General features: G+C 68.4%; 13 protein-coding genes. 6 read left to right on the top strand and 7 right to left on the bottom strand.

What is annotated here, in order from left to right; genetic code table 11:
* The first annotated feature begins 3 nt into the window (after positions 1–3).
* The 3 genes from gatA (at position 4) to gatB (ending at position 3,463) form a co-directional block, all read left to right on the top strand.
* Positions 4–1,482 carry an Asp-tRNA(Asn)/Glu-tRNA(Gln) amidotransferase subunit GatA gene (gatA, locus tag MKK63_RS06980; protein WP_244000038.1) on the top strand — a complete coding sequence of 493 codons (1,479 nt, stop codon included), beginning with the start codon at positions 4–6 and terminating at the stop codon, positions 1,480–1,482.
* Entirely contained in the window at positions 1,479–1,778 is a 300-nt protein-coding gene (locus MKK63_RS06975) for a hypothetical protein (RefSeq protein ID WP_244000296.1), read from the top strand. The genes gatA and MKK63_RS06975 overlap by 4 nt, the downstream gene beginning before the upstream one ends.
* A gap of 212 nt (positions 1,779–1,990) precedes the next feature.
* Complete coding sequence (gatB, locus tag MKK63_RS06970; protein WP_244000036.1) at positions 1,991–3,463, top strand: Asp-tRNA(Asn)/Glu-tRNA(Gln) amidotransferase subunit GatB; 1,473 nt, start codon at positions 1,991–1,993, stop codon at positions 3,461–3,463.
* A 1,080-nt stretch (positions 3,464–4,543) separates the two neighbouring features.
* Here the strand turns inward: gatB and MKK63_RS06965 are convergent.
* The 4 genes from MKK63_RS06965 to MKK63_RS06950 all read right to left on the bottom strand — a co-directional run bounded on the left by MKK63_RS06965 (position 4,544) and on the right by MKK63_RS06950 (position 8,337).
* Positions 4,544–5,590: an HlyD family secretion protein gene (locus tag MKK63_RS06965; RefSeq protein ID WP_244000034.1), complete on the bottom strand. Its 1,047-nt coding sequence runs from the start codon at positions 5,588–5,590 to the stop codon at positions 4,544–4,546.
* Positions 5,590–5,784 carry a DUF1656 domain-containing protein gene (locus tag MKK63_RS06960; protein WP_244000031.1) on the bottom strand — a complete coding sequence of 65 codons (195 nt, stop codon included), beginning with the start codon at positions 5,782–5,784 and terminating at the stop codon, positions 5,590–5,592. The genes MKK63_RS06965 and MKK63_RS06960 overlap by 1 nt, the downstream gene beginning before the upstream one ends.
* 12 nt (positions 5,785–5,796) lie before the next feature.
* Positions 5,797–7,848 (bottom strand): FUSC family protein, encoded by a 2,052-nt coding sequence (locus MKK63_RS06955; protein WP_244000029.1) that lies wholly within the window; start codon positions 7,846–7,848, stop codon positions 5,797–5,799.
* Between the two features lie 189 nt (positions 7,849–8,037).
* Positions 8,038–8,337 carry a hypothetical protein gene (locus MKK63_RS06950; protein WP_244000027.1) on the bottom strand — a complete coding sequence of 100 codons (300 nt, stop codon included), beginning with the start codon at positions 8,335–8,337 and terminating at the stop codon, positions 8,038–8,040.
* Positions 8,338–8,585: 248 nt separating this feature from the next.
* Here MKK63_RS06950 and MKK63_RS06945 point away from each other — a divergent pair, with 248 nt between their 5' ends.
* A complete protein-coding gene (locus MKK63_RS06945) occupies positions 8,586–9,221 on the top strand; it encodes a glutathione S-transferase N-terminal domain-containing protein (RefSeq protein ID WP_244000025.1) in 636 nt (211 codons plus the stop codon).
* Positions 9,222–9,237: 16 nt separating this feature from the next.
* On the opposite strand, the gene MKK63_RS06940 is transcribed toward MKK63_RS06945, so the two are convergent.
* The gene (locus MKK63_RS06940; RefSeq protein WP_244000023.1) at positions 9,238–9,702 is read right to left on the bottom strand and encodes a DUF2147 domain-containing protein; all 465 of its coding nucleotides are present in this window, start codon (positions 9,700–9,702) and stop codon (positions 9,238–9,240) included.
* 267 nt (positions 9,703–9,969) lie between these two features.
* Between MKK63_RS06940 and ndk the strand changes: the two genes are divergently transcribed.
* Together ndk and MKK63_RS06930 are read left to right on the top strand one after the other, a co-directional pair.
* Positions 9,970–10,392 (top strand): nucleoside-diphosphate kinase, encoded by a 423-nt coding sequence (gene ndk / locus MKK63_RS06935; RefSeq protein ID WP_244000021.1) that lies wholly within the window; start codon positions 9,970–9,972, stop codon positions 10,390–10,392.
* 167 nt (positions 10,393–10,559) lie between these two features.
* On the top strand, positions 10,560–10,925 hold the full coding sequence (locus tag MKK63_RS06930) for a hypothetical protein (RefSeq protein WP_244000019.1): 366 nt from the start codon (positions 10,560–10,562) through the stop codon (positions 10,923–10,925).
* A 58-nt stretch (positions 10,926–10,983) separates the two neighbouring features.
* On the opposite strand, the gene purN is transcribed toward MKK63_RS06930, so the two are convergent.
* Entirely contained in the window at positions 10,984–11,634 is a 651-nt protein-coding gene (gene purN, locus MKK63_RS06925; RefSeq protein WP_244000017.1) for a phosphoribosylglycinamide formyltransferase, read from the bottom strand.
* Positions 11,634–12,713 carry a phosphoribosylformylglycinamidine cyclo-ligase gene (gene purM, locus MKK63_RS06920; protein ID WP_244000016.1) on the bottom strand — a complete coding sequence of 360 codons (1,080 nt, stop codon included), beginning with the start codon at positions 12,711–12,713 and terminating at the stop codon, positions 11,634–11,636. The genes purN and purM overlap by 1 nt, the downstream gene beginning before the upstream one ends.
* Positions 12,714–12,792: the final 79 nt, after the last annotated feature.

Below are 12,792 nucleotides of genomic sequence, written 5' to 3'. Positions count from 1 at the left end.
AGCGTGAATCCGAACGAACTCACCCTGGCCGAGGCGCGCGACGCCCTCAAGGCGAAGCGGCTCTCGGCCCGCGAGCTGACGCAGGCGCATCTCGACGCCATGGGCAAGGCCCGCGCGCTGAACGCCTATCTCCTCGAGACGCCGGACCGCGCCCTGGCGATGGCCGATGCGTCGGACCAGAAGCTCGCCGCGGGCGAGGGCCGGCCGCTGGAGGGCATCCCGCTCGGCATCAAGGACCTGTTCTGCACCGACGGCGTGACCACGACGGCGGGCTCCAAGATCCTGCAGACCTTCGATCCGCATTACGAATCGGCGGTCTCGGCCAATCTCTGGCGCGACGGCGCCGTGATGCTCGGCAAGCTGAACCTCGACGAATTCGCCATGGGCTCGTCGAACGAGACCAGCGCCTACGGCAACGTCGTCTCGCCCTGGCGGCGCACGGGCTCGGACGCGCAGATCGTGCCCGGCGGCTCCTCGGGCGGCTCGGCCGCCGCGGTCGCGGCGCGACTCTGCCTCGGCGCCACCGCCACCGACACAGGCGGTTCGATCCGCCAGCCCGCGGCCTTCACCGGCACGGTCGGGATCAAGCCGACTTACGGCCGTTGCTCGCGCTGGGGCACGGTGGCGTTCGCCTCGTCGCTGGATCAGGCCGGCCCGATCGCCCGAACGGTGCGCGACTGCGCGATCCTGCTCGGCTCGATGTCCGGCGCGGATGCCCGGGACACGACCTGTGCCGACATCGCGGTGCCCGACTTCGAGGCGGCGGTCACCCGCGGCGTGAAGGGCCTGACCATCGGCATCCCCAAGGAGTACCGGGTCGACGGCATGCCGGCCGAGATCCAGAAGCTCTGGGACGAGGGCGCGGCGTGGCTGAAGGCCGCCGGCGCAACGATCAAAGAGATCTCGCTGCCGCACACCTCCTACGCGCTACCGGCCTATTACATCGTCGCGCCGGCCGAGGCTTCCTCGAACCTCGCCCGCTACGACGGCGTCCGCTACGGCCTGCGGGTCCCCGGCAAGGACATCGCCGGGATGTACGAGAACACCCGCGCCGCCGGCTTCGGCCGCGAGGTGAAGCGCCGGATCATGATCGGCACCTACGTGCTCTCGGCCGGCTACTACGACGCCTATTACGTCCGCGCGCAGAAGATCCGCACGCTGATCAAGCGCGACTTCGAGCAGGCTTACGCCGACGGCGTCGATGCGATCCTCACCCCCGCGACACCGTCCGCCGCCTTCGGCATCGGCGAGAAGGCCTCGGCGGACCCGGTGGAGATGTACCTCAACGACGTGTTCACCGTGACGGTAAACATGGCCGGGCTTCCGGGCATCGCCGTGCCGGCGGGTCTCGACGGACAGGGGCTGCCGCTGGGTCTCCAGCTCATCGGGCGGCCCTTCGATGAAGAGACGCTGTTCGCGGTGGCTCAGGTCATCGAGGATTCGGCCGGGCGGACCCAATTGCCTGAGCCGTGGTGGGTATGACCGTCCCGTATTACCCCTGGACGGTCTGGATCTGGGCCGGGTTCGATCCGGCGCTGATCGTGGTGGCGGTCTATCTCGGCTGGACCGCCAGCCAGTTCGGCAAGGTGTTCATCGCGGCGATCGCGGCGCTCGGATTCTCGGTGCTGTTCTCCTACGCGGTGAGCGCGGCCGGGATCCCATGGCCGGCGCCCGTCACCCATGACGGGCCGACCTTCTTCCCGGTCCGGGCCGTAGCGGCTTTGCTCTGGGCAGTGGTGGGCTACGGCGCACGCCGGGCGTTCGGACGCCGCGCTTGATCTTTTCGCGCCGCCGCCCGTAAGTAACCGCACGACATTGACCCCGTTCGCGACCTCATCCTGAGGTGCCGGAGCGCAGCGGAGGCCTCGAAGGAGCCCTTCAGCCAGCCGCGCGATCCGTGGAGCCCTCCTTCGAGGCTGCTGCGCACCACCTCGGGATGAGGTCGCGGGTGGGAGGCCCCCACCACGCACCTCTCTCGGCCCGGACGACCATGAACGCACCCGTCGACCCCAAGAAGCTGATCAAGGGCGGCCTCCACGATTGGGAGGTGATCGTCGGCATGGAGGTTCATGCCCAGGTCTCCAGCCGGGCGAAGCTGTTCTCCGGCGCCTCCACCGAGTTCGGGGCCGAACCGAACGACCACGTCTCGCTGGTCGATGCCGCGATGCCCGGCATGCTGCCGGTGATCAACGCCGAATGCATCGCCCAGGCGGTGCGCACCGGTCTCGGCCTCAAGGCCCAGATCAATCTGCGCTCGGTGTTCGACCGGAAGAACTACTTCTACCCGGATCTGCCGCAGGGCTACCAGATCTCGCAGTACAAGGACCCGATCGTCGGCGAGGGCGAAGTGCTGGTCGACATGGCCGACGGCTCCTCGATCACCGTCGGCATCGAGCGCCTGCACCTGGAGCAGGATGCCGGCAAGTCGCTGCACGATCAGGACCCGACCCGCAGCTTCGTCGATCTCAACCGCTCGGGCGTGGCGCTGATGGAGATCGTCTCCCGGCCGGACCTGCGCTCGTCCGAAGAGGCGAAGGCCTACGTCACCAAGCTGCGCACGATCCTGCGCTATCTCGGCACCTGCGACGGCGACATGGAGAAGGGCTCGCTCCGCGCCGACGTGAACGTCTCGGTGCGCCTTCCCGGTGCGCCTTTGGGCACCCGCTGCGAGATCAAGAACGTCAACTCGATCCGCTTCATCGGGCAGGCGATCGAGACCGAGGCGCGCCGCCAGATCGCGATCCTGGAGGATGGCGGCACGATCGATCAGGAGACCCGCCTGTTCGATCCCGGCAAGGGCGAGACGCGCTCCATGCGCTCCAAGGAGGAGGCGCACGATTACCGCTACTTCCCCGATCCGGACCTGCTGCCGCTCGAATTCGACCAAGCCTTCGTCGACGGCCTGGCGGAGGGGTTGCCCGAGCTGCCGGACGCGAAGAAGGCGCGGTTCGTCGCGGATTACGGCCTCTCGCCCTACGATGCCGGCGTGCTGGTCGCCGAGCGGGCCTCGGCCGATTATTACGAGGCGGTCGCCAAAGGCCGGGACGGCAAGGCCGCGGCCAACTGGGTGATCAACGAGCTGTTCGGCCGCCTCAACAAGGAGGGCCTGTCGATCGAGGCGAGCCCGGTCTCGGCCGCCCAGCTCGGTGCGATCGTCGACCTGATCGGCGAGGACGTGATCTCGGGCAAGATCGCCAAGGATCTGTTCGAGATCGTCTGGACCGAGGGCGGCGACCCGCGCGCTTTGGTTGAGAGCCGCGGGATGAAGCAGGTGACCGACACCGGCGCCATCGAGGCGGCGATCGACCAGATCATCGCGGCCAATCCCGACAAGGTCGCCCAGGCCAAGGAGAAGCCGACGCTGCTCGGCTGGTTCGTCGGCCAGACCATGAAGGCCACGGGCGGCAAGGCCAATCCGGCCGCGGTGAACGCGCTCCTGAAGGCCAAGCTCGGGATCGCGTGAACGGTTCGCAGCGAGCGACCATCTCACCCATGACCTCATCCCCGGCTACTGCACGCGCGGCTCAAGAGAAGGGGGCAGGTGGGATCGTGGAGCACGCGGATCGGCCGGCGTAACCGCCGGCAACGCCGCACGCGCGTAAGACCGCCTTTGATGAACGCGGCGCGGGTCCCCTCTCCCGCACGGGAGAGGGACAGGGTGAGGGATGAGAACTGCCCGAAAGAGGGACATCCTGTCGGCGCATCGATGACGCGCCCTATCCTGAGAGTTCTCGACCCTCACCCCAGCCCTCTCCCGCACGGGAGAGGGGGCAGGTCGCGCCGATGGAGCGCGTCGGCCTCCGTAAATCGAGCGGCAGGCCATGGTCCGGGCGGGAGCCCGTCTCGTCCTCCGCCACGACAAATTCCCGCCGCGGCGCTGCCGGGCAGGTGAGGGTGTTCCGATCCTCTAGAGAAACCGCGGCGGTACGGCTCGAGTTGGGGCTTTTCGCGCATTCGAAGGCGTGCCGTATCGGCCGCTTCTGCGCCCCTGGAGCCGCTTCCGTCCGGCTGTTCGTCTGGTGCCGCTAGGCCCGGGCCGAACCTGTCCCGAAACCGTCTATGCGGCGTTCCGCTGCGGTGGAGTCATCCCTGTCTCCTCCAGTTTCAGCCAATCGCAACCGTTTCGAAACCCGATCTCCTCAAGGTTTCCGGCCGATCCGTGCCTGCAATCGCGAAGCACACAGTGAGACTGCGCCCGTCATTGCAGTCGGTCAACTGCAAATATGCCGATGGAATGCTTTTTCCCGACCGCCAGCGCCATGCCGCAATGCATCGCGAAGCGGCGCAACCACTTAGATCGATCTTACGGCAGCGCAGAAACTTCAATGGTGCCCCAACTAATCGGCGACTTTTAAATTGGACTGACCGGCAAGCCGGTGCCCCGATCGGAGGATGCGTTCGTATCGCGTGTGGGTCGACGCTATAGGCCTTCCGGCGGCTTGCCAGTCAGCGACTCCACTCAAACGGTCAGGGACACGCCCCGCATTCTTACTTCCGCTGAGACGACACAGCGAACTGAAATCAAGTCACATCCGACGTATCGTCAGCGCCGGTCGGCCTCGACGGTGGGCGTCTGCGTCAGGGCGGAAACGCGCTCGCGCAGATCCATGAACCACGTCGGCGCCGGCGCGCGGCCGCCATTGACCACGACGGTCGCCGTCATGCCGGCGATCAGCGGGATCTCCGGCGGAACGTGCTCGATGCGGATCCGGACCGGCACGCGCTGCGCCAGCCGCACCCAGGTGTAGACCGGGTTCACGTCCGGCAGGCCCTGCGTGCTGGAAGCGGCGTTCGCCGTCGAGATGCCGAGGGTGATGCTGGACACCGTGCCGGTGAGGCGCGGGTCGAAGCCCATCAGTTTGACGTCGGCCCGGTCGCCGACATGAATGTTGGGCATCTTCGTCTCTTCGAAGTAGCCGTCGATCCAGTAGGAATCGGTGTCGACCACATTGATGTTCGACGTTCCGGTCCGGGCATAATCGCCCACGCGCATCAGCAGGTTGGTGACGCGGCCGTTGACGGTGGATTTCACCTGCGTGCGTTCGAGGTTGATCTTGGCCTGCCGGAGCTGCGCCTGCGCGCTCTCCAGGGCGGCCTCGGCGATCTTGGCCTGACCGGCAAATTGCTGCTTCTCCTCGACCGAGGTCGAAACCGTGGTGAGGGCCTGCCGCCGGGCCGACTGGGCGTTCTTGACCTGTAGATCGGCCTCGCGGTTCTTCACCTCGGCATCGGCCGAGGTCACGTTGACCTCGAAATCGACCGGGTCGATCACGTAGAGCACGTCGCCCTTGTGTACGTTCTGGTTGTCATGGACGCGCACATCCACGATTTGCCCGGCAACCTGCGGGGCGATGTTGGCGACCTGCACCCGCACCGTCCCGTCGCGCGTCCAGGGTGCAGCGACGTAGAATTCCCAGACATAGGCGGCCGCCACGAAGGCGACGAGCAGGATCACGCCCGTGGCGGCCAAGCGGAAGACCTTGGCGGCCCGGCCCCGGCGCGGAACAATCGGCAAAAGATCGTTGTGATCCGTCGTACCCGCGCGGGCGGCGGGCTTGGGATCGTCCTCGTCGGCGGTCGTTTCGGGCATCAGATCAACGCGATGAGCAGGGCGAGGACACAGACGTAGATGCCGGCCTCGGCGAGCGGGGCATTGGCAACATAGCGGCTGAAGCGGATGCGGGCGAAGACCCAGCGCAGAATCAGGAGGATGACGAAGGCCGCCAGGGCGTAGGCGACGAATGAGGAGATCAGCACCCCACCGATGTGAATGTCTTCAATCATGTTCGCGCGCGATCAACCTGTCCGCTTGAGGGGCGACACGGCTCCGACGCCGATGCGCCGAAGGAACCTGCGGTGTCGGGCGATGGTACGCGCCGCGGTGAGGAGATCGCTGGCGGCCCGCGCCGTCGTGAGGCGCACGCGCCGGTCCTGCCGCGAGGCCGCGCGGATCAGATCGCCAGCGGAGGCTTCCAAAGCGCGATCGTCCGCGGTGGCCAGCCCGGCCCGGGCGCGCAGGATCGCGTCGCGCAGGGCCGTCGTCGACCAGAGCCGTCGCAACTCGGCATGGCCGCGGGCGGCCGCCGCCTCCAGCCGGGCCACGGCGAAGGCGTGCGAGAGGCTCGCCTGCCGCACGGCGCCGCTCCCCGAGCTGTAGGCGGCGAACTGGAACAGGCGGTCGGCATTCAGGCTGGTCCGCGTCGTGGCATCGCCGCCCTCGCCGAGGAGGGCGTTCGCCAGCGCGCGGCGGGCGGATTCGAGCGCGAAGACCCGCTTCTGCGCCGACGTCACCGGGATGATAAGGCGGACGACGATCGACAGGATGGTTGCAGCGACCACGACCAGGAACGCGTTCAGCAGAAAGGTCTCCGCGTCATAGGTCTGGGGGTTCGCGGGTCCAAGCAGGACCGGGAAGAACACGATCACGATGAAGCCGATGCCGAAGGTCTTCGGGTTCAGTGACAGGAAGCAGCCGAAGAAGATCACCGGCGCCATCACCATGGCGAGCATCGGAAAGCCCTGGACGCCGGTGAGGAAGACGAAGCGCGCGATGCCCGCGAAGGTCGCCGCGAGAATCATCCCGATCACGACACCGGTGGCGAACTTTTTCGGGTCCGGCGTCACCGAGGACAGGGAAGCGGTCGCCGCCACTTGGACGAGCGCGAAGGAAGCCTGCGGCAGGCCGAGCGCCACGAAGGTTGCGGCGGTGGCGGCGAAGCCCAAGGCGACCCGGAGCGCGCCGCGCAGGGCGACGGGAAAATCCCGGTGGGTCGGCAGGCTGGCATCGCGCAGAGGCTGGTGGCCATCCGCCACGGCCCCGATGCCGTCCTGCGCGAAGGTCGCCGCGCAGACGAAATCCAGGGCGCGCTGAAGCATTACCACCTCGTCGAGGGGTCTTTGACCGTCCCGGACGGCCTCATCTACGAGATCGCGCAGGCGCTCATCGTCGCGGTCGAGGCTATCGGGATCGGGCGCATCGGCGACTCGGCGGCAGATCGCCAGCGCCTCGGCGACCGCTGGGCTCGGGTTCCGCAGATTCGCGCTGGCCGCCGCCACAGTCCGGATCGAGGCCGCCATCACGTACAGCGCGGCGATGCAGCTGCGCGCGCCGGCAGCCCGGAAGGGGCCGTCGTCGAGTTCCCCCGCGATGGCGCTGGCATCGGCCCGCATCGGCGCGATCGTCCGGATCAGCGCGGCGGTGCGCGCGGCACCGAGATCGCCTTGCGCCAGGGATTCACGGGCGTAGGCGCGCGTCCCGTCCCAGGCCTTGCGGAGCTGCGGCAGCAGGGTCCGCCACGTGCTCGGGGAGGCGAGGGCATCGTTGATGAAGGTGATCGCCACGATACCGAGGACGATCACGGCGACGCGCGAGACGGCGGCATCGAAGGCCCCCTGAGGATCGTCGATCTGTCCCAGCGCAATGATCGCAACCGTGTAGCCCGACAGCATCGCCCCATAGGCGCGGGTATCCTGGAGATACTGCGCCACGAACACGCACAGGCCGAGCCAGACCGTGACGCTGGTGAACAGCAGGACCCGGTCCTGCCCGAACAGCGCGACGACGACGATCGACACCACCGCACCGATCAGCGTGCCGAGCAGGCGATAAACGGCCTTGGAGATGGCCTGCCCGCGCTTCGGCTGGGCCAGGATCGCCACGCAGGTGGCGGCCGAGGAGGCGCTGTCGAGCTGCAGCCAGAAGGCCGCCGCCAGCGCCAGCATCATGGCGATCCAGACGCGCAGGGCGAAGGCCCAGGCCGCGGGCTTGGGCACCCAGGCGTCGAGAAACCCGATCACCCGATCGATCGGCGAGACCGGACCCACGCCGGTGGCCGACGACTCAGCCATGCCGGGGCCGGCCCGGCACAGCCCCGCGGCTTCGGTTCGACAGAACGGCGCGCGCCGATCCAGCCTCCGCTTCGACGGAAACGGCGCGCGGCATCCACCGGGGCAGGCCTTCGTGCGTCACAATTCGTACCCCGGTGGTCCGCAGCTCCGGCGTTAGGAACGAATGAGACGCGTCGCAGTTCGCGCGCCTTAGGCCTTATCGCCGCCCTTCAGGCGCTTATTGCACTTGCTCCAGTATTGGGGCCACTTCGGACCCTGCGCGGCCTTCTGCGCGTCGGTGAGCGCGCGCCACTCGGAGCCACACGTCTTCTGGCGGGTGCGCGCGGCGGTCTGGCCGGGCGTCAGCTCCTTGGTAGCCGGGGTGCCCGGTGCGGTGGCCGGCGCCTCGGCGGCGGCCGGAGGTTTTGCGGGCGCATCCTTCGCCAGCAGCGTCTGGGCGGCGAGCAGCGGCACGGCAAGCCCCACGATCGTCACGAATCGGCTGATCATCGTCTCGGTCCCCCACGGCGCCATGGCGACGCCCCGGTCGCCTATCTCGCCGCGCCCGCGTGGGGTCGGCAAGGGTCGACCGGACGCTGCCAACAGGCAGTGCATCACAGCGCGGATCTTGAACCGCCAGCCGCTCCTGCCGTTGAGCCCTTGAGCGCGACGGGGAAATCGTCTTCATTGCCGGGATTGTCCGAACCCGGCAGTGGGGGCGCCGCGCCGCGGCGATACGGTCGAGGAGCAGGCAGAGCATGGCAGCGGTTTCCGGGCGGCCGATCGACGTCCATACCTGGAGCACGCCGAACGGCTGGAAGATTCCGATCATGCTGGAGGAGTGCGGGCTCCCGTACAGGATCGTCCCGGTCGACATCGGCAAGAACGAGCAGTTCGCGCCGGATTTCCTGGCGCTCTCGCCCAACAATAAGATTCCGGCGATCGTCGATCCCGACGGACCGGGCGGCGAGCCGATCTCTGTGTTCGAATCGGGCGCCATCCTGCAGTATCTCGGGCGCAAGACCGGTCAGCTCTATCCTACCGACGAGCGCGCCCGCGTTCTCGTGGACGAATGGCTGTTCTGGCAGGTCGCGGGCTTCGGGCCGATGCTCGGGCAGACCCACCATTTCAAGATTTACGCGCCCGAGAAAGTGCCGTACGCGATCGAACGCTTCACCGCCGAGGCGAAGCGCCTGTACGGCGTGCTGGAGCGCCGCCTCGAGGGTCGGGCCTATCTGGCCGACGATTACTCGATCGCCGACATCGCGACGTTCACCTGGGCCAAGCTCAACTTCAAGCAGGGTGTCGCCATCGAAACCCTGCCGAACGTGGGGCGCTGGCTGGAGAGCATGCTGGCGAGGCCGGCGGTCCAGCGCGGCCTCGCGGCGATCTGACGAACCGTTTCAGCCGTCAGTTCTTGTTGGCGGCCTGCTGATTGACGTCCGGCACCCGCGTCCAGGTCTGGGAGCCGCACAGGATCTTGAGCATGCAGCCGGAGACGCTGAGCTCGGCCTCGCTCTCCCGCTCGAGGCTGACAGTGTAGATCTTGCCCTCCTCAATATTGTAGATCTCGCCGGAGAATTTTTCCTCGTCGGGCTTCAACCCGTCGATCAGCTGTAGGCCCATGACCGGGCGGCTGCGCTTCTTCGGATCGGGGTTCTTGAGGTCGGTGCGCGGCGCGCCGGACTCGGTGGTCGGCAGCTTGAGCCACACGACCTTGCCGCAGACCAGCTTCTGGCCTGGGCCGCACCGGTCGATCCGGATCTTGGCGCGGCCATCGCCGGTCAGCCACGTGCCGGAGGGATCCTTGCCGGTGTCTGCGGTGGCGGCCGAGAGGCCGGTGAGGAGCAGGGCGGCGCTGAGAGCGATGCGCATGGTTCGTCTCCGTGAAGGGGGCGTCGCAGACGCCCGGGGGATGGACGAAGTCGATGGAGCGGGAGTGAGCCGTCGCAATCAGGCGAATTTTCGGCGGTGTTGCGGCGGAGCCACGGCCACGCTTGCGGGTCGGGTTCACCCGGCGCCGCTTGAGACCCTGCGGACCCACCGCTATAAGCCCGGCGCCGAAGCGAAATTTTCGCTCATGCGGCGCGGCCGGCATCCCGACGCGCCGTACGCCTTTTCCACAGACGGACCGGACGCATCATGGCCACCGAGCGCACCTTCTCGATCCTCAAGCCCGACGCCACGCGGCGGAACCTCACGGGCGCCGTCAACGCGGTGATCGAGGAGGCCGGCCTGCGCATCGTCGGCCAGCGCCGCATTCGCATGAGCCAGGCCCAGGCCGAGACATTCTACGAGGTGCACAAGGAGCGCCCGTTCTTCGGTGAGCTCACCAGCTTCATGACCTCCGGCCCGGTGGTGGTCCAGGTTCTGGAAGGCGAGAACGCCGTGGCGAAGTACCGTGAGGTCATGGGCGCGACGAACCCCGCCCAGGCCGCCGATGGCACGATCCGCAAGAAGTTCGCGGAATCGGTCGGTGAGAACACCGTCCACGGTTCGGACAGCGCCGAGAACGCCAAGCTCGAGATCGCGCAGTTCTTCCAGGATTCCGACATCGTCGGCTGATCCTCAAGGCGGTGGCGGGCCGGGCACACCGGGCCGCCATCGTTCCCCCGCGCGCTTCGGGGTGCAGTGAATGCCGCCCTGTGTGTCCGGCCCGCCATTGACGGACGGGAGCCTGGAGGCGTCCAACGGCCGAGCTTGATCAATTTCAGCCCTGGACTAGGACCCCCATGACGATGCGCCGCCTGCCCCTGCTGATCGCGACCGGTCTCATCGCCCTCGGCGCGACCGCCGCCCTCGCGGGCGGATCCTCGGCCCCGTTCCAGCAATACGAGCCGGACCCCGCGCTCAAGACCGCCACCAAGGCGAACCTCGAAGGGCGCGTGCGCCACGCCTGCACGATCGTCCAGGCCCGCCTGACCAGCGCCCCCGAGGCATCCCTGGAGCGTCCCTGCAGCTGCTACGCCCGGCAGACCCTGCGCAGCCTCGACGCCTCCGAGATCGAAGCCTATCGGGCGACCGGCTATTTCAACGATACCGCACGCGCCAAGGCGCTCTCGGCACTGGACAGCTGCAAGCTGCAGCGGCCGGTCTGAGGATCACCGGGGCGCCGCCCCGGACCCTGCCGAAGGGACTCGTCCCTTCGGAATCCCCTTATACGCTGAACAGGACGCCCTCCGGGGCCTCCTCGGCGACGATCACGCGATCCCCCTCCAGGCGGGCCCGCCCGCCCGCCACCAGGGCGAGCACCGCCGGATAAAGCCGCCGCTCCTGCACGATCACGCGGTCGGCGAGACTGTCGGGATCGTCGTCCTGACGGACCGGGATCGCGGCCTGGGCCAGGATCGGACCGGCATCGAGTTCCGGCACCACGAAATGGACGGTGCAGCCGTGCAGGCGCACGCCCGCGTCGAGCGCCTGACGGTGCGTGTGCGTGCCCTTGAACAGGGGCAGCAGCGACGGATGAATGTTGATCATCCGCCCCGCCCAGCCGGCGACGAAGCCCGGCGTCAGGATCCGCATGAAGCCCGCGAGGCAGACCAGCTCGACGGACGCGGCCCGGAGTTCGGCATCGAGCGCGGCATCGAAGCGGGCGCGATCCGGAAAGGCCGTGTGGTCGATGATCCCCGTCGGGATGCCGGCCTCGGCGGCCCGGGCGAGGCCCGCCGCATCGGGCCGGTTCGACAGGACCAGGACGATCTCGGCCGGATAGGCCGGGTCCCGCGCCGCTTCGAGCAGCGCCACCATGTTCGAGCCGCGCCCCGAGATCAGGACCGCGACCCGCATCTTCCCCGTGGTCGCCATCAGAGAGCGAGGCGCCCGCTGAAGGTCACCGCCTCGGGTCCCCGCGGCGTGATGCGGCCGAGGCGCACCGGGGTCTCGCCGGCCCGGGTCAGGGCCTCGTCGACATCGTCCACCGCGTCGGCAGCGGCGATCACCACCATGCCGATCCCGCAATTGAACGTGCGCAGCATCTCGGCTTCGGCGACGTCGCCCTCCCGGGCGAGCCAGCCGAACACCGGCGGCGGGGTCACGGCGTCGAGGTCGACGCTGATGCCGACATCGTCCGGCAGGACCCGGGGCAGGTTGTCGGGGAAGCCGCCGCCGGTGATGTGCGCGAGCGCGCGGATGCCGTCGGTGGCGCCGAGCGCCGCGAGCAGGGGCTTCACGTAGATCCGGGTCGGCGTCAGCAGCGCCTCGCCGAGGCTCATCTCCGGCGCGAAGGGCGCGGACGCGTCCCAGCCGAGACCGGTCTTGGCGACGATCCGGCGGACCAGCGAAAAGCCATTGGAATGCACCCCGGAGGAGGGCAGGCCGAGCACCACGTCGCCGGGGCGGATGCCCGGACGCGGCAGCAGGCTGCCCCGCTCGGCGGCGCCGACCGAGAACCCCGCGAGGTCGTAATCCGAACCGTCATAGAGGCCCGGCATTTCGGCGGTCTCGCCGCCGATCAGCGCGCACCCGGCCTGACGGCACCCCTCGGCGATACCGCGCACGATGTCGGCGCCGACCCCCGGCACCAGCTTGCCGGTGGCATAATAGTCGAGGAAGAACAGCGGCTCAGCGCCCTGCACGATGATGTCGTTGACGCACATCGCCACGAGGTCGATGCCGATCGTAGCGTGACGCCCGGTCTCGATCGCGATCTTGACCTTGGTGCCGACGCCGTCGTTGGCCGCCACCAGGATCGGATCGCGGAAACCCGCGGCCTTCAGGTCGAACAGGCCGCCGAAGCCGCCGATCTCGGCATCGGCCCCGGGGCGCCGGGTCGAGCGCACCAGCGGCTTGATCGTCTCGACCATGGCGTTGCCGGCGTCGATATCGACGCCCGCCGCCGCATAGGTCAGCCTCGTCGTCGGCTCTTTGCCGTCCCTGGCCGTCATGCCCGCGCCACCTCGGTGATTGATCGGCCCGCTCTAGCGGCTAACCGCGCGTTGCGCGAGTCGGCGCCGGGCCGCCCGA

Origin of the sequence: Methylobacterium sp. J-088 (assembly GCF_022829295.1) — a bacterium.
Lineage (GTDB): Bacteria > Pseudomonadota > Alphaproteobacteria > Rhizobiales > Beijerinckiaceae > Methylobacterium.
Note: the sequence above shows the minus strand (reverse complement) of the source record. Positions and strands in the feature narration are given on the sequence as shown.

Bases quoted from the DNA above. Each gene is read 5' to 3' on its own strand.
- MKK63_RS06940 (WP_244000023.1), bottom strand. From the start codon at position 9,702: ATGCGCATCGCTCTCAGCGCCGCCCTGCTCCTCACCGGCCTCTCGGCC.
- purN (WP_244000017.1), bottom strand. From the start codon at position 11,634: ATGGCGACCACGGGGAAGATGCGGGTCGCGGTCCTGATCTCGGGGCGC.
- MKK63_RS06945 (WP_244000025.1), top strand. From the start codon at position 8,586: ATGGCAGCGGTTTCCGGGCGGCCGATCGACGTCCATACCTGGAGCACG.
- MKK63_RS06975 (WP_244000296.1), top strand. From the start codon at position 1,479: ATGACCGTCCCGTATTACCCCTGGACGGTCTGGATCTGGGCCGGGTTC.
- purM (WP_244000016.1), bottom strand. From the start codon at position 12,713: ATGACGGCCAGGGACGGCAAAGAGCCGACGACGAGGCTGACCTATGCG.
- MKK63_RS06965 (WP_244000034.1), bottom strand. From the start codon at position 5,590: ATGCCCGAAACGACCGCCGACGAGGACGATCCCAAGCCCGCCGCCCGC.
- MKK63_RS06950 (WP_244000027.1), bottom strand. From the start codon at position 8,337: ATGATCAGCCGATTCGTGACGATCGTGGGGCTTGCCGTGCCGCTGCTC.
- MKK63_RS06955 (WP_244000029.1), bottom strand. From the start codon at position 7,848: ATGGCTGAGTCGTCGGCCACCGGCGTGGGTCCGGTCTCGCCGATCGAT.
- MKK63_RS06930 (WP_244000019.1), top strand. From the start codon at position 10,560: ATGACGATGCGCCGCCTGCCCCTGCTGATCGCGACCGGTCTCATCGCC.
- MKK63_RS06960 (WP_244000031.1), bottom strand. From the start codon at position 5,784: ATGATTGAAGACATTCACATCGGTGGGGTGCTGATCTCCTCATTCGTC.
- gatB (WP_244000036.1), top strand. From the start codon at position 1,991: ATGAACGCACCCGTCGACCCCAAGAAGCTGATCAAGGGCGGCCTCCAC.
- ndk (WP_244000021.1), top strand. From the start codon at position 9,970: ATGGCCACCGAGCGCACCTTCTCGATCCTCAAGCCCGACGCCACGCGG.